The sequence below is a fragment of the Pantoea stewartii subsp. stewartii genome, from assembly GCF_008801695.1.
Classification (GTDB): domain Bacteria; phylum Pseudomonadota; class Gammaproteobacteria; order Enterobacterales; family Enterobacteriaceae; genus Pantoea; species Pantoea stewartii.
The window spans coordinates 1-17,454 of record NZ_VZPF01000020.1 but is presented as its reverse complement, the minus strand read 5'-3'; the positions used below and the strand labels follow the sequence as shown (position 1 = coordinate 17,454).

18 protein-coding genes and 2 pseudogenes are annotated in these 17,454 nt (G+C 55.8%); 13 read left to right on the top strand and 7 right to left on the bottom strand.

Features of this window, described 5'->3' with window-relative positions; translation table 11 throughout:
• Window positions 1–10 precede the first annotated feature (10 nt).
• From F7Q90_RS07520 to nth, 11 genes and pseudogenes are all read left to right on the top strand, one after another.
• On the top strand, window positions 11–1,372 hold the full coding sequence (locus F7Q90_RS07520; RefSeq protein ID WP_006119026.1) for an aspartate aminotransferase family protein: 1,362 nt from the start codon (window positions 11–13) through the stop codon (window positions 1,370–1,372).
• A gap of 15 nt (window positions 1,373–1,387) precedes the next feature.
• The gene (locus F7Q90_RS07515; protein ID WP_006119025.1) at window positions 1,388–1,846 is read left to right on the top strand and encodes an Lrp/AsnC family transcriptional regulator; all 459 of its coding nucleotides are present in this window, start codon (window positions 1,388–1,390) and stop codon (window positions 1,844–1,846) included.
• Window positions 1,847–1,861: 15 nt separating this feature from the next.
• Window positions 1,862–2,078 (top strand): annotated as a pseudogene (ydgT, locus tag F7Q90_RS07510) (transcription modulator YdgT).
• Between the two features lie 108 nt (window positions 2,079–2,186).
• Window positions 2,187–2,630: a DUF2569 domain-containing protein gene (locus F7Q90_RS07505; RefSeq protein ID WP_006119024.1), complete on the top strand. Its 444-nt coding sequence runs from the start codon at window positions 2,187–2,189 to the stop codon at window positions 2,628–2,630.
• 123 nt (window positions 2,631–2,753) lie between these two features.
• Window positions 2,754–3,335 carry an electron transport complex subunit RsxA gene (gene rsxA, locus F7Q90_RS07500; RefSeq protein ID WP_006119023.1) on the top strand — a complete coding sequence of 194 codons (582 nt, stop codon included), beginning with the start codon at window positions 2,754–2,756 and terminating at the stop codon, window positions 3,333–3,335.
• Entirely contained in the window at window positions 3,335–3,913 is a 579-nt protein-coding gene (rsxB, locus tag F7Q90_RS07495; protein WP_006119022.1) for an electron transport complex subunit RsxB, read from the top strand. Before rsxA ends, rsxB begins: the two co-directional genes overlap by 1 nt.
• On the top strand, window positions 3,906–6,512 hold the full coding sequence (gene rsxC, locus F7Q90_RS07490) for an electron transport complex subunit RsxC (protein ID WP_006119021.1): 2,607 nt from the start codon (window positions 3,906–3,908) through the stop codon (window positions 6,510–6,512). Before rsxB ends, rsxC begins: the two co-directional genes overlap by 8 nt.
• Window positions 6,513–7,571, top strand: coding sequence for an electron transport complex subunit RsxD (rsxD, locus tag F7Q90_RS07485; RefSeq protein ID WP_006119020.1), 1,059 nt, complete (start codon window positions 6,513–6,515; stop codon window positions 7,569–7,571). It abuts the gene before it with no gap.
• Between the two features lie 3 nt (window positions 7,572–7,574).
• Entirely contained in the window at window positions 7,575–8,207 is a 633-nt protein-coding gene (gene rsxG, locus F7Q90_RS07480) for an electron transport complex subunit RsxG (protein WP_006119019.1), read from the top strand.
• The gene (locus F7Q90_RS07475) at window positions 8,200–8,904 is read left to right on the top strand and encodes an electron transport complex subunit E (protein ID WP_006119018.1); all 705 of its coding nucleotides are present in this window, start codon (window positions 8,200–8,202) and stop codon (window positions 8,902–8,904) included. The genes rsxG and F7Q90_RS07475 overlap by 8 nt, the downstream gene beginning before the upstream one ends.
• Window positions 8,901–9,533, top strand: a complete 633-nt coding sequence (nth, locus tag F7Q90_RS07470) for an endonuclease III (protein WP_006119017.1) — start codon at window positions 8,901–8,903, stop codon at window positions 9,531–9,533. The genes F7Q90_RS07475 and nth overlap by 4 nt, the downstream gene beginning before the upstream one ends.
• 43 nt (window positions 9,534–9,576) lie before the next feature.
• On the opposite strand, the gene F7Q90_RS07465 is transcribed toward nth, so the two are convergent.
• Window positions 9,577–10,281, bottom strand: a complete 705-nt coding sequence (locus F7Q90_RS07465; protein ID WP_006119016.1) for a CTP synthase C-terminal region-related (seleno)protein — start codon at window positions 10,279–10,281, stop codon at window positions 9,577–9,579.
• A 597-nt stretch (window positions 10,282–10,878) separates the two neighbouring features.
• Here F7Q90_RS07465 and dtpA point away from each other — a divergent pair.
• Both dtpA and gstA read left to right on the top strand, forming a co-directional pair.
• Complete coding sequence (gene dtpA, locus F7Q90_RS07460; RefSeq protein WP_006119015.1) at window positions 10,879–12,363, top strand: dipeptide/tripeptide permease DtpA; 1,485 nt, start codon at window positions 10,879–10,881, stop codon at window positions 12,361–12,363.
• Window positions 12,364–12,516: 153 nt separating this feature from the next.
• On the top strand, window positions 12,517–13,122 hold the full coding sequence (gstA, locus tag F7Q90_RS07455; protein ID WP_006119014.1) for a glutathione transferase GstA: 606 nt from the start codon (window positions 12,517–12,519) through the stop codon (window positions 13,120–13,122).
• A 29-nt stretch (window positions 13,123–13,151) separates the two neighbouring features.
• Here gstA and pdxY read toward each other — a convergent pair whose 3' ends face one another.
• The 6 genes and pseudogenes from pdxY to F7Q90_RS28110 all read right to left on the bottom strand — a co-directional run.
• Window positions 13,152–14,012, bottom strand: a complete 861-nt coding sequence (gene pdxY, locus F7Q90_RS07450) for a pyridoxal kinase PdxY (protein ID WP_006119013.1) — start codon at window positions 14,010–14,012, stop codon at window positions 13,152–13,154.
• 56 nt (window positions 14,013–14,068) lie between these two features.
• Window positions 14,069–15,343 (bottom strand): tyrosine--tRNA ligase, encoded by a 1,275-nt coding sequence (gene tyrS / locus F7Q90_RS07445; protein ID WP_006119012.1) that lies wholly within the window; start codon window positions 15,341–15,343, stop codon window positions 14,069–14,071.
• A gap of 136 nt (window positions 15,344–15,479) precedes the next feature.
• The gene (gene pdxH / locus F7Q90_RS07440; RefSeq protein WP_006119011.1) at window positions 15,480–16,136 is read right to left on the bottom strand and encodes a pyridoxamine 5'-phosphate oxidase; all 657 of its coding nucleotides are present in this window, start codon (window positions 16,134–16,136) and stop codon (window positions 15,480–15,482) included.
• Window positions 16,137–16,159: 23 nt separating this feature from the next.
• Window positions 16,160–16,474, bottom strand: coding sequence for an MliC family protein (locus F7Q90_RS07435; RefSeq protein ID WP_006119010.1), 315 nt, complete (start codon window positions 16,472–16,474; stop codon window positions 16,160–16,162).
• A 275-nt stretch (window positions 16,475–16,749) separates the two neighbouring features.
• The gene (gene uraH / locus F7Q90_RS07430) at window positions 16,750–17,166 is read right to left on the bottom strand and encodes a hydroxyisourate hydrolase (protein ID WP_006119009.1); all 417 of its coding nucleotides are present in this window, start codon (window positions 17,164–17,166) and stop codon (window positions 16,750–16,752) included.
• A gap of 19 nt (window positions 17,167–17,185) precedes the next feature.
• Window positions 17,186–17,454, bottom strand: a pseudogene (locus F7Q90_RS28110) (hypothetical protein); the annotation flags it as partial.

Sequence of the window (17,454 nt, the reverse complement as noted above, 5' to 3'; positions counted from 1 at the left end):
GGAGACTTCCATGAAAAGCACCACCGACCTGAATATGGTTAATGCCTATATCCCCGGGCAGGCCGATGTTGACCCGGTGACCGCGGCGATGATTGACCGCCGCGATGCGTTGCTGGGCCCGGCCTATCGCCTGATGTATGAACATCCTCTGCACATCGTGCGCGGTGAGGGTGCCTGGCTGTTCGATCCCGAAGGGCGCCGCTATCTGGATGTGTATAACAACGTGACCTCGCTGGGGCACTGCCATCCGGCGGTGACGGACGCCATCTGCAATCAGGTCAAAACGCTGGCCACCAACACGCGCTATTTGCATGACACGATTCTGATCCTGGCTGAGCGCCTGCTGGCGACGGTACCTGAAACCCACCTGGCTCACCTGATGCTGACCTGCACGGGCAGTGAAGCCAACGATCTGGCCTTTCGTATTGCCAAAATCCGGACCGGTGGCACCGGAATTATTGTGACCGAAACCGCTTATCATGGCATTACGGATGCCGTCTCACAGTTCTCACCCTCGCTGGGTAAAAGCGTCGATCTGGGGCCGCATGTTCGGCTAGTCCCTGCCCCGCGCGCCTATCACGCCGACGGTGTCGATCTGAGCGAACGTTTTACCCAGGATGTGGAAACGGCCATTGCCGATCTGCAACGTCACGGCATTCAGCCTGCCGCGTTGATCGTGGATTCACTCTTTACCAGCGACGGGATCCTGCCCGGACCGACCGGCTTCCTGCACGGCGCGGTGAACGCCATCCGGCAGGCTGGCGGCCTGTTTATCGCCGATGAAGTCCAGCCCGGCTTTGGCCGCACGGGCGAAAACATGTGGGGTTTTCAACGTCACGGACTCAGACCGGATATCGTGACGCTGGGCAAACCCATGGGCAACGGTCAGCCTGTTGCCGGTTTACTGGCCACAGCCGACGTGCTGGCGGAGTTTGGGCAGCGCTCCCGCTACTTCAATACCTTTGCCGGTAATACTGTTTCCTGCGCGGCGGCCCTGGCGGTGCTGGATACCATTGAGCGAGAGGGACTGATTGCGCATGCGCGTGAAACCGGGAACAGGCTGCTGGAAGGCATTCGCGGCCTGAGCCACCGGCACGAAGCCATCGGCGATGTCCGGGGGGCGGGCCTGTTTGTGGGCGTGGAACTGGTTTCTGATCGGCAGAGCCGCGCAGCCGACCGCTGGCTGACCAGTCAGGTGGTGAACCGGATGCGGCAAAAAGGCGTATTGTTGAGTGCCTGCGCCATGGGCCATAACGTATTGAAGATCCGTCCTCCTCTGGTGTTGACGGCCGAACAGGCGGAAATAATAATCGACGTGCTCGACCAGGGGTTGACGGACGCCACCGCAGCACGCATGGGCCATTCAACCTGAGAGAATACGCCATCTATGTCACATGCCAGGCTCCCTGACCGCACCGATATCCGGATACTTGAGCATCTGCAACGCGAGGGGCGCTGTTCGATTGTCGAACTGGCTGAGGCAATAAACCTCAGCCCCAGTCCCTGTCTGGCGCGAACCCGCCGTCTGGAGCAGAGCGGCATTATCGCCGGTTATGCCGCCCGGATTTCACTGAATAAACTGGGCTGCAATCTGGTGGTGTTCTCCGAGATCACCTTGGCGAGTCATTACCCTTCTGATTTCCTGCGGTTTGAAACCGGTGCCCGTCAGTATCGGGAGATTGTCGAGTGCTACAACATCAGCGGCGGCTATGATTATCTGTTGAAAATCATCGCCCCCAACCTTTACCGGTTTCAGGATTTAATGGCGCGGCTGCTGGACGACGAAATCGGCATTGCCAAATTCGCCAGCCGCGTGGTGCTTATACTTGGCCTTCTTTCTTATTGATTCGTTATGACAAAAATGACTGCGCACGATTACCTGTTAAAATTTCGCAAAGTGAATAACCTTGAAAGTCTTGAAAAGACTGTATGACCATCTGAATTATTCGCTATCGGACGACAAAGACATTATCAATATGTACAGGGCAGCCGACCATCGTCGTGCCGAACTCGCATCGGGTGGCCGCTTGTTCGACCTGGGCTGCGTACCAAAGTCAGTCTGGCGCTACGTGGTGTAATCCCGCGCATCTCCCCTGTTCCCGCCCTCCTGTTTTCACTGTTGGTTTGCGTCTGTCTTAACATGCTATTCTGACCCGCTGACGACGTTGAAACAGGATGAACCGCAAATGACGACCCCGATGACAGCCCCACGTATTGGCGGCTGGCTTTTACTGCCACTGGCATGGTTGCTGATGACGCTGCTGACCACCGCGCTGGTGATGGCCATGTATCTGACGCCACTGTTTGATGCGCAATGGCGCGAAACCTTGTTTAACCACCGTTCGCTGGTGACGGGCTATTGGGCCATTTCATTATTGACCGCCACCGCATTGTGGGCTTACAGCATGTGGGTTGTGTGGATGTTCTTTAAACGTTCGCTCCGTCTGCCGCGTCACTATATCGTGTGGTTGCTGATCACCGTTTTGCTGGCGCTGAAAACCTTTGCCTGTACGCCGGTGTCTGATGCACGCGCGTTGCAGACTCTGCTACTCTCACTGGCTGCCGCCGCCGTTTTTGTTCCCTATTTCAAACGTTCCGCGCGGGTAAAAGCGACATTTACTCAGCGATAACGCTGCTGTTTTCGTCAAGAGTTTAATTCTGAGTGCGGTTGGCGGCTGGCAATAATGCGATGGAGTTGTGATGCAGCGCTTTATCAATGATAATAAGCCGCTTTCTGGTATTCAGGCGAAAAAATGACCGATTATCTTCTCCTTTTTGTTGGCACAGTGCTGGTGAACAACTTCGTGTTGGTGAAGTTTCTCGGCCTTTGCCCGTTTATGGGCGTTTCCAAAAAGCTGGAAACGGCCATTGGCATGGGCCTCGCCACCACGTTTGTGATTACGCTGGCCTCCATTTGCGCGTGGCTGGTGAATCACCTCATTCTGGTTCCGCTGGACTTAGTGTATCTGCGGACCATGGCTTATATCCTGGTGATCGCGGTTGTCGTTCAGTTCACCGAAATGGTGGTGCGCAAAACCAGCCCATCGCTGTATCGCCTGCTGGGTATTTTCCTGCCGTTGATCACGACAAACTGTGCGGTACTGGGCGTCCCCCTGTTGAGCGTTAACCTCAATCACACCTTTCTTAAGGCGGCGCTGTATGGATTCAGCGCCTCGCTGGGCTTCTCGCTGGTGATGGTGTTATTTGCCGGGATGCGTGAGCGTCTGGTGCTGGCGAATGTCCCGGCCCCCTTCAAAGGGAATTCTATTGCGTTGATCACCGCGGGGCTGATGGCACTGGCCTTTATGGGCTTTACAGGTCTGGTGAAATTCTGATGAGTGCAATTTGGATAGCGGTGGCGGTACTGAGCGCCCTGAGCCTGGTCTTTGGTGCCCTGCTGGGTTACGCGTCACGCCGCTTTGAAGTCGAAGAAGATCCCATTGTTGAGCAGATTGACGCCGTGTTGCCGCAGAGCCAGTGCGGTCAGTGTGGTTACCCCGGCTGTCGTCCCTATGCTGACGCCGTGGGCAACAATGGCGAAGCCATTAACAAATGCGCGCCCGGTGGTGAGCAGACCATGCTTAAGCTGGCCGCCCTACTCAATGTTGAGCCACAACCGATCGATGGCGATGACGAGGCTAAAGCGCCCGTGCGTACCGTCGCGTGGATTGACGAAGAAAACTGTATTGGCTGCACAAAGTGCATTCAGGCCTGCCCGGTTGATGCCATCGTCGGTGCCACGCGCGCCATGCATACCGTGCTGAGCGATGTCTGCACCGGCTGCGATCTGTGTGTTGCCCCCTGTCCTACCGACTGCATTGAAATGCGTCCGATTGCCACCACCACGGCCAACTGGAAGTGGGATCTGAATACCATTCCTGTTCGGGTGATCCCGGTAGAGAGTCATGCTTAATCTGCTTAATTTCTTTAAAAAAGAGAAGATCTGGGATTTTCAGGGCGGGATTCATCCGCCTGAGATGAAAACCCAGTCCAACGGCACGCCGCTCGCTGAATTGCCGCTGCCGCACCGGTTTATCATTCCCCTGAAGCAACATATTGGCCACGAAGGCGAAATTTGCGTTTCCCCTGGCGATAAGGTGCTGCGCGGCCAGCCGCTTACGTTTGGACAGGGCAGAATGCTGCCTGTACATGCGCCCACGTCGGGCGTCATTGACGCTATCGCTCAGCACATGACAGCGCACCCGTCTGGCCTGTCAGAGCTGTGTATTTTTCTGACGCCTGACGGTGACGATCGCTGGATGCCGCTCTCCCCGCTTCCGGACTACCGTCAGCATGAACGCAGCGCCATTCTTAAACGCATACATGATGCCGGCATCGCCGGTCTGGGCGGCGCGGGCTTCCCGACGGCCACCAAACTGAAAGGCGGCCTGCAGGGCGTCAACACGCTGATCATTAACGCGGCTGAGTGCGAACCTTACATCACCGCTGACGATCGTCTGATGCAGGACTACGCCGCCGAGGTGCTGGAAGGATGCCGCATTCTGGCCTGGGTGCTTCAGGCGGAGCGCGTGCTGATTGGTATCGAAGATAACAAACCCGAGGCTATCGCCGCCCTGAAGCAGGCGTTGGGTGGTGAGCGGGATTTACAGATCCGCGTTATCCCGACGAAATATCCGTCCGGCGGCGCTAAGCAGCTGACCAAAATACTCACCGGCATGGAAGTGCCGCATGGTGGTCGCTCTACGGATATTGGCGTGCTGATGCAAAACGTCGGTACGGCATGGGCCGTGAAGCGCGCCATTATCAATGGCGAACCGATCACCGAGCGCGTGGTGACACTCACCGGTGAAGCCATCGCGCAACCCCGGAACGTGTGGAGCCGCTTAGGGACGCCAATCAGCCACCTGTTGCACCAGGTCGGTTTTCACCCTTCACCAGGACAAATGGTCATTATGGGCGGCCCGCTGATGGGCTTTACCCTGCCGTCGCTGGATGTGCCGGTCGTGAAGATCACCAACTGTATTCTGGCCCCGTCCGGCACTGAGATGGGCAACACGCAACAGGAACAGTCCTGCATTCGTTGCTCTGCCTGTGCTGACGCCTGTCCGGCCAATCTGCTGCCACAGCAGCTGTACTGGTATAGCCAGGGGGGCGATCACGATAAAGCCCGTGCCCATCACATTGATGGCTGCATTGAATGTGGTGCGTGCGCCTACGTCTGCCCGAGTAACATTCCGCTGGTGCAGTACTATCGCCAGGAAAAAGCTGAGCTGCGCGCCATCGACCTGGAAGCCAAACGCACGCTGGAAGCGAAAGCGCGTTTTGAGGCACGCCAGGCACGACTGGAGCGGGAAAAGCAGGCGCGTGAAGCACGTCATGCTGAAGCCAAACAGCGCGTAGCCCGCAGCGAAAGCGGAGAACTGGCTGCGGCAAAAGCCCGCGCCAGAGCGAAACAATCTGCTGAGAATGAAGATGCCGCTGCCGAGGCACGTCATGCGCAGGCCCGGTTACGGCAGGCTGAGGCACAGGCGGAAACCCAGGCGCTGAGTCGTCAGACGACCGATCCACGCAAGGCTGCGGTTGAAGCGGCGATTGCGCGTGCCAGAGCGAAGAAACCGGTGACGCCTGACAGTGCGGACACGACTGAAACGGCGGTGGCGGATCCACGCAAAGCCGCGGTGACCGCCGCCATCGAACGTGCCAAAGCGAAGAAAGCCGCCCAGGCTGACGCTGAGACTGCCGACACCGCATCCGACGATCCGCATAAAGCCGCGGTGGCCGCTGCCGTCGAACGTGCCAAAGCGAAGAAAGCCGCCCAGGCGGCGGCTGAGGCTACCGACACCGCATCCGACGATCCGCGTAAAGCCGCGGTAGCCGCTGCCGTCGAACGTGCCAAAGCGAAGAAAGCCGCCCAGGCGGCTTACGCTGAGACGGCCAACACCGCATCCGAAGATCCGCGCAAAGCCGCGGTAGCCGCTGCCGTCGAACGTGCCAAAGCGAAGAAAGCCGCCCAGGCGGCTGACGCTGAGACGGCCAACACCGCATCTGAAGATCCACGTAAAGCTGCGGTAGCCGCCTCCATTGAACGTGCCAAAGCGAAGAAAGCCGCCCAGGCGGCGGCTGACGCTGAGGCTGCCGACACCGCATCTGAAGATCCACGTAAAGCTGCGGTAGCCGCCGCCATTGAACGTGCCAAAGCGAAGAAAGCCGCCCAGGCGGCGGCTGACGCTGAGGCTGCCGACACCGCATCTGAAGATCCACGTAAAGCTGCGGTAGCCGCCGCCATTGAACGTGCCAAAGCGAAAAAGCGCGCTGCCGCACAGGCGCAGGCAGAAGACGCGTCCCGTGAGGCGGCTGTCGCGGCGGCCGAAGCGCACAGGGACGTTGAGCAGGCAGAGAGGGCGCAGGAGCAGGCTAATCATGCCAATGCCGAAGCCGAAGAGGCACCTGAACTCGATCACCCCGCCGATGCGCGTAAAGCCGCGATTGCGGCGGCTGTCGCCCGTGCCAAAGCGCGTAAAGCGCAATCGACATTGACACCTGAGGATTAAATGGCGTTCCGTATCGCAAGTTCACCTTATACTCATAACCGCCGCAGTACCGGCAACATCATGATGCTGGTTATCCTGGCGGCGCTGCCTGGTTTTGCCGCGCAGTGCTACTTTTTTGGCGTGGGAACCTTATTGCAGGTTGTGTTGGCCTCGCTGACAGCGTTGCTGACAGAAGCGGCTATCCTGCGCCTGCGTAACACACCGGTCGCCCCTCAGCTGGCCGACAACTCCGCCCTGCTGACGGCAATTCTGCTGGGGATCAGCATCCCGTCTCTGGCCCCCTGGTGGTTAGTGGTGGTCGGTACGGTATTTGCGATTGTTATTGCCAAACAGTTGTACGGTGGCCTGGGACAAAACCCCTTCAACCCGGCCATGGTCGGCTATGTCGTTCTTCTGATCTCATTTCCGGTTCAGATGACCAGCTGGATGCCGCCAGAAGCCTTACAGGTGATTAAGCCCGGCGTGCTGGACTCGCTGAGCATGATCTTTACGGGTCATACGCTGGCGGGCGATACGTTACAGCAACTGCAGTTGGGCGTGGACGGTGTCAGCCAGGCCACACCGCTGGATACCTTTAAAACCGGCTTGCGCGCAGGCCACAGTGCAGAGCAACTGTTAGCCCAGCCCATTTACAGCGGCGTTCTGGCCGGTCTGGGCTGGCAATGGGTTAACGTGGGTTATCTGCTTGGCGGGGTATTCCTGCTGTGGAAAAACACCATTCGCTGGCATATTCCGGCCGCGATGTTGCTGTCGCTGACCGTCTGCGCCACGCTTGGTTGGTTACTGGCTCCCGCCTCGCTGAACAGTCCGCTGATTCATCTGTTTTCCGGGGCGACGATGCTGGGCGCATTTTTTATCGCCACCGATCCGGTTACCGCCTCCACCACTGACCGTGGTCGTCTGATTTATGGTGCCCTTATTGGTCTGCTGGTATGGCTCATTCGGAGTTTTGGCGGTTATCCGGACGGCGTTGCTTTCGCCGTTCTGCTGGCTAATATATGCGTACCGCTGATTGACTATTACACGCAGCCGCGCGTTTACGGTCATCAAAAGGATTAAATGATGCTGGACACCATACGCAAGAATGGCGTGACCCTGGCTCTCTTTGCCGCGATTACCACCGGCGTTACTGCTGTTGTAAATACCGTGACCAAACCCACCGTCGAGCACCAGACGCAGTTACAGCAAAAAAATCTGCTGGATCAGGTGGTGCCGACCGATATGTACGATAACCACATTCAGCAGGAATGTTACGTTGTCACTGATGCGGCACTGGGTAATGCCAGCCCTCATCATCTTTATCTGGCGCGAAAAGGCAACGAACCTGTGGCCGCCGCCCTGGAAACCACCGCCCCGGATGGCTATTCTGGCGCGATTCAGATGCTGGTCGGCGCGGATTTTCACGGTAAGGTACTCGGCGTGCGGGTGATTGAGCACCATGAAACGCCGGGCCTGGGGGACAAAATCGAGTTACGGATTTCTGACTGGATCAACAGTTTTAATGGCAAAGTGGTAACCGGGCCGAATGACAAAGCGTTTGCCGTCAAAAAAGATGGCGGCGAATTCGACCAGTTTACCGGTGCCACCATTACCCCTCGCGCCGTCGTGAATGCCACCAAACGTACGGCATTGTTAATTGAATCCCTGAAAGGGAAACTCTCTTCGTTACCCGAATGTGGAGACGCCAATGAGTGAAGCGAAAAACCTGCTGGTCGGCGGGCTGTGGAAAAATAACTCGGCGCTGGTGCAGCTGCTGGGCCTGTGCCCTTTGCTGGCGGTGACCGCCACGGCCACCAATGCTCTGGGGCTGGGGCTTGCCACGACGCTGGTGCTGACCCTGACAAACAGTTTTATTTCGGCCTCGCGCCGTTGGGTGCCTTCTGAGATCCGTATTCCTATCTACGTGATGATCATCGCCTCTGTCGTAAGCTCCGTGCAGATGCTGATTAACGCTTACGCCTACGGTCTGTATCAGTCACTCGGTATTTTTATTCCGCTGATCGTGACCAACTGCATCGTAGTGGGCCGGGCTGAAGCCGTGGCCTCGAAAAGCAGTATTCCTCTTGCCGCACTGGATGGCTTTGCTATCGGTATGGGCGCCACCTGTGCAATGGTGGTACTGGGATCAATCCGTGAAATCATCGGCAGCGGCACATTGTTTAACGGTGCGGATCAGTTACTGGGGCCCTGGGCTAAAGTGTTGCGTATTGACGTGATTCATTTTAACTCGCCAATGCTGCTGGCAATGCTCCCGCCGGGTGCCTTTATCGGTCTGGGCATGATGCTGGCGGGGAAATATGTGATCGATCAGAAAATGAAGCAGCGCGCAGCGCGTCGCGCAGAAGACGCGGCGCTTGATGCGCCGCAGGGCAACACGGGAAAAGCCGTGTGAACCAGACGAAACGCATTGAGATTCTCAGTCGTCTGCAGCAGGCCAACCCTCACCCCACGACCGAGCTGCAGTTCACCTCGCCGTTTGAACTGCTGATTGCGGTTCTGCTGTCGGCTCAGGCGACGGACGTGAGCGTTAACAAGGCTACTGCAAAGCTGTACCCGGTGGCGAATACACCTGCTGCGATGCTGGCGCTGGGCGTGGACGGCGTGAAGGAGTACATCAAAACGATCGGCCTGTTCAACAGTAAAGCCGAGAACGTGATTAAGACCTGCCGTATTTTACTGGACCAGCACGGCGGTCAGGTGCCTGAAGATCGCGCCGCGCTCGAAGCCTTACCTGGCGTCGGCCGTAAAACGGCTAACGTGGTGCTGAATACGGCTTTTGGCTGGCCGACGATTGCGGTGGATACGCACATTTTCCGCGTCTGCAACCGGACGAATTTTGCGCCGGGTAAGAACGTCGAGCAGGTCGAAGAGAAACTGTTAAAAGTCGTGCCGAAGGCGTTTAAAGTCGACTGCCATCACTGGCTGATTCTGCACGGGCGTTACACCTGCGTGGCGCGCAAACCGCGTTGCGGGTCCTGCCTGATTGAAGACCTGTGTGAATATCCCGATAAGGTCGAATAAGCCCGGATAACAGCCTGGGACTGGTCACAGGCTGTTTTACTGTTCAGCGCTGACGCTGCGCCAGCGCCGCCCGCATCCAGGCCATCACCAGCGGCGAATCCTTATCCTGTAATGCCGCCCGTTCGGACTGGAATAAGGTGGCGACATAGAAAGGATGATCGGTCAGTTCAATGCCGCGCACATCGCCGTTCAGATCCCAGGACGTGATCCGCATGTTTTTACCCTGCAGCGCCGCACTGAAAGCCGGGTTCACGCCAAAATTGCAATGATAACCTTCATCGCTGGTCAGCGCACCGTAGGCGCTGGCCATACGCGAGCCGGGTGCAAACGTGACCTCCCCTCGCTGTTCGACCAGTGAGCAGCTTAGCGGCGCAATCACCATCCGACCGGTTTCGCTGGTTTCGGCATGACTGGCATCTTCCCAGCCCAATACGTGGCGGGCATAGTCGATAACCGCATACTGAAACCCGCCACAGGAGCCGAGAAAGGGCTTACCGTTTTCCCGTACCCAACGCAGCATGCTAAACACGCCGTCATCGTTTTTATAGGGGCTGCCGGGCACCAGCCAGACGGCATCATGCTGCGTAACGGCGGACAGATCATCTAAATCCGGAGTGGGAATCCAGTCAGGCTCAATCGGGATGGCAAGGTGCGCCGCGGCGCGCGCCAGCGCCAGGGGAATGGATTGATGCGAAACAGCGTCCGGGCGGTAGTCACCCACTAAGGCGAGACGTAAAGATAACGACATAGCAACATCCTTTTTAGGAAATAAAGAGGCTACGTGAGTGCGCGTGCGCTGTCGAGCAGGTGAGCGCATTTTTGCTGGTTTTTTACGCCTGTTAATTAAGGGCCGGACGCATTATTTCCTGATGAAACCATTTTTCTTCTGCTGAAATAACAGCGAATAATGTGAGTTTAATCAACTTTATTGCGCACCCGACGTCGTTTTGCGTCATAATATGCAGATTATTTCAGCAAAACGACGTCAAAAGCCGCATTTCCGGCGCTTTATTCTGGTGAAAGATCACTTTCCAAAGCAAAGCTCTACGCAACCGCCGCTTAGTGGTTAATGTCATTATTGACGATCTGAAAAGCTCCACGCAGGTATTTTGAACCAATAAAAAACCTGAAAACATGACAAAATTTTAATCAGTAATATTTATTTAGGTTTTAACACCATATTGACCCTGTCTGGCAGAAGGTAGAAAACGCTTGCCCTGCCGCCTTTATTCAGCCAAATTAGTCGCCGTTTTTCCCATCTAATAAAAATCTGGCCCATGGTGTGATCACATGGCGCGGACGGAATGCCTGTCACGACGCAGGATATGAAATAACAGAGGTACAAGTGTCAACTGCAAACAAACACACCGACGAGGCCGTCAGCCTTAATGCTTTTAAACAGCCCAAAGCGTTTTACCTGATCTTTTCAATCGAATTATGGGAACGTTTTGGCTACTACGGCCTACAGGCCATTATGGCCGTCTATCTGGTTCGACAGCTGGGCATGTCGGAGTCCGACTCCATTACCCTGTTCTCGTCCTTTAGCGCACTGGTTTATGGTCTGGTCGCTATCGGCGGCTGGCTGGGCGATAAAGTGCTGGGCACCAAACGCGTTATCGTGCTGGGTGTACTGGTACTGGCCATCGGCTACGCGCTTGTCGCCTTCTCCGGTCATAACGTCAGCGTCGTCTATATCGGTATGGCGACTATTGCGGTGGGCAGCGGCTTGTTTAAAGCGAACCCCTCTTCCCTGCTTTCCACCTGCTACGAGAAAGACGATCCGCGCATTGATGGCGCCTTTACCATGTTCTACATGTCCATCAACATCGGCTCACTGTTTTCAATGATGCTGACGCCGTGGTTAGCCGAGAAATATGGCTATAACGTGGCATTTTCGCTGTCGGTGATCGGCCTGGTCATCACGCTGCTTAACTTCCTGTTCTGTAAGCGCCTGGTGAAAGACTTTGGTTCCAAACCGGACTTTGCCCCACTCCAGTTCGGCAAACTGCTGATGACGCTGGCAGGTATTGTGGTGTTGATCGCCCTGGCTAACTGGATGCTGCACCATCAGGCCATTGCCCGTATTCTGCTGTGCCTGATTGCGCTGGGCATTATGGTGATCTTTGCCAAAGAAGCCTTCGCACTGAAGGGCGCGGCACGTCGCCGTATGATTGTCGCTTTCCTGCTGATGGTCGAAGCCATCGTCTTCTTCGTGCTTTACATGCAGATGCCTACGTCGCTGAACTTCTTTGCGATTCGTAACGTTGAGCATACCCTTTTTGGCATTACCTTTGCGCCAGAGCAGTTCCAGGCGCTGAACCCGTTCTGGATTATGCTGGCCAGCCCCATTCTGGCAGCCGTGTATAACAAGCTGGGCGACAAGCTGCCGATGCCGCACAAGTTCGCTATCGGCATGGTGCTGTGTTCTGCCGCGTTCCTGGTATTGCCTGTCGGCGCGAAATTTGCCAGCGATGCCGGTATCGTGTCCCTGAACTGGCTCATTCTCAGCTATGGCCTGCAAAGTATCGGCGAACTGATGATTTCGGGACTGGGCCTGGCGATGGTGGCACAGCTGGTTCCACAGCGCCTGATGGGCTTTATCATGGGCTCATGGTTCCTGACCACCGCGGGTGCTGCCGTCATTGCCGGTAAAGTGGCCAACCTGATGGCGGTGCCTGAAAACGTTACCGATCCGCTGATTTCGCTGGTCACGTACGGCAAAGTGTTCCAGCAGATCGGGATTGCCACCGCCGTCATCGCTGTGCTGATGCTGGTGACGGCCCCGCTGCTGAACCGTATGACGCAGACGACGGAAGCGGAAAAAGCCTGAGTGCGATTTTGACACGCAGCAAAAACCGGGCCTTGCCCGGTTTTTTTGTTTTTGTCGCCGATCGGTTCCTGGTAGATTACTCATGCTAATAACTGGTAATTCTGCCACAGGGGATTACTATGCAAACACGACTCGCAACATGGTGGCTTCATGATGAAACTGTTTTGTAAAGCTGGTGCCTGTTCTCTTTCACCCCATATTGTTCTGCTTGAATGTGCTCTGGATTTCACTCAGGTCAATGTCGACCTGCAAACCAAGCTCACCGAGCGCGGGGATGATTTTCGTCAAATCAATCCCAAGGGTCAGGTACCGGCGCTGCAATTGAGTGAGGGTAATGTCCTGACCGAAGGCGCGGCGATTGTGCAGTACCTGGCCGATCTCAAGCCCGATCGTCATCTTCTGGCCCCCGTCGGCAGCCTGACGCGTTATCACACCATTGAGTGGCTCGGCTACATCAGCAGTGAGTTACATAAGAGTTTTTCACCGCTGTTCCGCAACGATGCGCCCGACGAGTACAAAGCGCTGGTGCGCCGTCAGCTGGAGGCAAAATTTGCCTGGGTAAACGGTGAACTGCAGGACAAGCCGTGGCTGATGGGCGTGCATTTCAGCGTTGCGGATGCTTATCTGTATGTGGTGACGCGCTGGGCGAAAGCGCTGAACCTGGATGTCAGCGCGTTGAGCCACCTGCAACAGTGGTTTGCGCGCGTTGAAGAACGGCCATCGGTTCAGGCCGCGCTAAAAGCGGAAGGCCTTATCTGACACGATCAGGGCCGTTACCGGCCCTTTTTTTACAGCTTCTCTGCCGGAAAATAGTGCGTTGGCCGGGCGATAGCGTCCTGCGCGGCAACCAACTGCAGCTCATATTCCCCCATCTCATGCGTTTTCAGCATCACTTCATAGACGGCGGCCGTGACGTGCTCCAGCGCCGCCTGCAGCGACTGTCCGTGCAGCAGATCGACCAGCAATAAGCCGCTGGTTAAATCGCCCACGCCTACAGGCTGGCGAACGCCAAAGTCCACCAGCGGACGGCTGATGTGCCAGGCTTCGTCGGCGGTGACCAGCAGCATTTCAAAGCGATCGCTGCGGCGCCCTGCCCGTGCCAGATGCTTAATCAGCACCACTTTTGGCCCCTGCGTGATCAGCAGGCGGGCAGCCTCAACGGCGGATTCGACACTGGTTACCGTGCGTTCGCTGAGCATTTCCAGCTCCAGCAGATTTGGCGCGATGATATCGCTGGCCGGTAGCGCCATTTTGCAGTGAAACTCCGCCACGCCCGGTGCCACAATGCAGCCCTTTTCCGGATGCCCCATGACCGGATCGCAAAAATACCAGGCCTCGGGGTTGGCGGCTTTTACCTGATGCACGATGTCCAGAATCTTTTCGCCCTGTTCGGCCGATCCCAGATAGCCGCTTAACACCGCATCACAGGTTTTCAGGCGGTCGATATCGGCGATGCCTTTGACAATGTCGGTGAGATGCGACGCCGGCATGACGGTGCCGGTCCAGTGCCCATACTGTGTATGATTGGAAAACTGCACGGTATTCAGCGGCCAGACGTTCACGCCCATACGGCGCATCGGGAACTCTGCCGCCGCATTGCCTGCATGACCAAACACCACGTGCGACTGAATTGCTAAAACGTTTTTCACTTTTTTACCCTGTCCTGCCTTGCCATAAAAAAGGGCCGGAAACCGGCCCTGAAAAGCTACTGCCAGTTGATCAGGCAGTAATGTTTTTTACCGCGGCGTAATAACGTGAAGCGGTTAAACAGCTTGTCGCTGTCGCGGAAGCGGTATTCCGCATCAGACTGCTTCTCACCGTTCAGCGATACGGCATTTGAGCCAATCATGGTGCGCGCCTGGCCGCGTGACGGTACCAGCTCCGCTTTAACCAGTGCCTGCTGCAGATCGTCCTCAGCAGACAGCGTGATGGTGGGCATGCCGTCCTGCGCCAGCTGTTCGAAATCGGCCTCGGTCATGTCACTGAGCGCACCGGAGAACAGACTTTCCGTGATGCGTTTCGCGGCTGCCAGGCCCTCTTCGCCATGAACCAGGTGCGTAACCTGCTCGGCCAGGACATACTGTGCACGCGGCGCGGTTCCGCTGTTTTTATCTTCTTCTTCCAGGGCATTAATCTCTTCAATGCTCAGGAACGTGAAGAATTTCAGGAAACGGTAAACATCCGCATCGGCGGTGTTGATCCAGAACTGGTAGAACTTGTACGGGCTGGTTTTCTTAGCATCCAGCCAGACCGCGCCGCCTTCGGTCTTACCGAACTTGGTGCCGTCCGATTTGGTGATCAGAGGAACGGTCAGACCAAACACCTGGTTCTGATGCAGACGACGTGTCAGATCGATACCGGAAGTGATGTTGCCCCACTGGTCCGAGCCGCCGATCTGCAGCGCTACGCCGTGCAGTTCGTTCAGGCAGGCAAAATCATAGCCCTGCAACAGGTTGTAGGAGAATTCGGTAAACGAGATCCCCTGGTCGTCACGGTTCAGACGCTGTTTGACCGCTTCCTTGTTGATCATCTGGTTAACCGAGAAGTGTTTACCAATGTCACGCAGGAAGGTCAGCACGTTCATATTGCCAAACCAGTCATAGTTGTTGGCCGCAATCGCACTGTTCGCACCACAGTCAAAATCCAGGAATGGCGCAACCTGTTTACGGATTTTTTCGACCCATTCACCGACGGTTTCGCTGGTGTTGAGCTTACGCTCTGCCGCTTTAAAACTGGGATCGCCAATCAGACCGGTTGCGCCGCCCACCAGTGCCACCGGCCTGTGTCCGGCGTCCTGAAAACGTTTCAGGCAGAGCAGCGGTACCAGATGGCCCAAGTGCAAGCTGTCAGCAGTGGGGTCAAAGCCGCAATAGAGCGAAATTGGCCCTTGCGCCAGTTTCTCGACTAACGCGTCTTCATCCGTCACCTGGGCGATCAGGCCCCGTTCTTGCAATTGTTGTATCAAGTTACTGCTGGTCATCACTGACTCCAAATTGATCAGACTGCACCTAGGCTGGTACACAGCTTTCCGCTGAGTTGCGGAAGAAAAAAATGAGGGCTATAGCATAAAGCGCTGACGGCTTCTGTGCCAGCGCTGATAAGGGGAAAGCGCAGTTTTACGGGGCGAGTCGGTCAATTTTCCAGCCGTCGTTATCCCGTTGGTAGAGGAAACGATCGTGAAGGCGATGCTCGCCCCCTTGCCAGAACTCCATGGTGTTAAATTTTACCCGATAGCCGCCCCAAAAACTGGGCAGCGGCACATCGCCCTGCTGGAATTTCTGCTTCAGTTCCAGAAACTTCGCTTCCAGCACACCGCGGGCAGAAATCCGGCTGGACTGACGCGAAACCCAGGCACCGATCTGGCTGTCACGCGGGCGGCTGCTGAAATATTTCAGGACGTCCAGCGGCGACAGTTTTTCGACTTCGCCCAGCACCATGACCTGGCGCTCCAGAAAATGCCATGGGAAATGCAGCGAAATACGCGGATTGTTGGCCAGATGCTGTGCTTTACGGCTGCCGAGGTTGGTATAGAACACCATGCCCCGTTCATCATAATGCTTCAACAGCACGATACGCTGATAAGGCTGGCCTTGCTCATCGACCGTGGCTACCGTCATGGCTGTAGGATCGGGCAATTGCGCCTCGCAGGCCTGCTTTAACCAGCTTTCGAACAGCGCCAGCGGATTATCCGGCAAATCGTTACGACGCAGACCACCGCGCGTGTATTCACGACGCAGGTGGGCAATGTTTTGCAGCATTTCATTGTCACTCATCATGCACACTCACTCAGATAACGTTAACCAGCCGGTTGCAGCTCGCAGTCATTCACGACGATTTTATCGTTGCGCTCAATAAAAGCACCGTTTCCTTTAGACCAGAAAACATACTGTCCGTCGCTGTAGCGGGCCCCCGAGGCAGAAACGGTTTGCGTCAGCGTCAGCGGTTTGCCATCCATGATAAAGCTGACCTGATCTTTAGCGTTATCCAGGGTGACGGTGAGCGGCAAGGTGCCACAGCGATAGTGTAAAGTTTCTGGCGCGGGCGACGATTTGTGCATCAGGCTGCAGCCTGACAGCATGACCATGGCAACCACAGTTAATCCTTTTCGCATCAGCGATTCTCCTGTACGTAAAGCAGGCACAGCGCGCCCTGCTTTGTTCGGTATGAAGGTTCCGGCACCGGCCGGTTAACCGTTCCGGCACAGAGGGGCAATTTAACCGATGATCGCACCCGTAGCAGCAAAAGTTTTTTTGTCCGGGCGTGGCAAGGTGAAGACTGCAAAGCCAGGGTTTGGTCGGGAAAACGCGACATCGCGCGGCGATGACCAGGGCGGAGGGGGCGAAAGAGACCGGCAACACCCGGGTATTCAGGCGTTGCCGGTGAAGATTAATTACCGCGATAGGTAGAATAGCCGTACGGGCTCAGCAGCAATGGAATATGGTAATGCGATTCACTTTTGTCCATGTGAAATATCACCGGAATTTCCGGGAAAAAGGACGCGTGCTGAACCTTCTGATAATAATCTCCCGTTTTAAATACAACTTTATAATCGCCCGTTTCATATTGTTTATCTGTCGGGAATAGTGCACTAATTCTGCCGTTTTTATCGGTTACCCCTGAGGAAAGCTTAACCCACTTGCCCTGTTCTTTATGTTCGAGGTCAACAGAAATACCGGGAGTCGGCGTGCCGGTCTCCAGATTTAATACGTGTACACTCAGCGGATTCTTCATCGCGGTTGTTTCTGCCGCACAAGCAACGGAACCCATTAATAACGCTGCAACTGCACCCATTTGCCATTTCATTCTCGATTCCTTTTTTTCGTTAACCTGTCAACGAGCGTAAAGGGCCGCAGACTAAATACCAAACCGCAGGCGCTAAATGTGAAATTTCTGAGAGGCATAAATACGCTTTAGCTATTCGCGCTTTTTCTGCGCAAGTGCGTTTATTGTTTCGCTCACCGCCCGGCTTTGTTGAATAAATCGAACTTTTGCTGAGTTGCAGGATCAGATCACGCATAATCCTGATAATGCAGGCAGTTCCGTGGCTAAGCAGAAATTCAAAATCACCAACTGGTGCAACTACAACAAGGC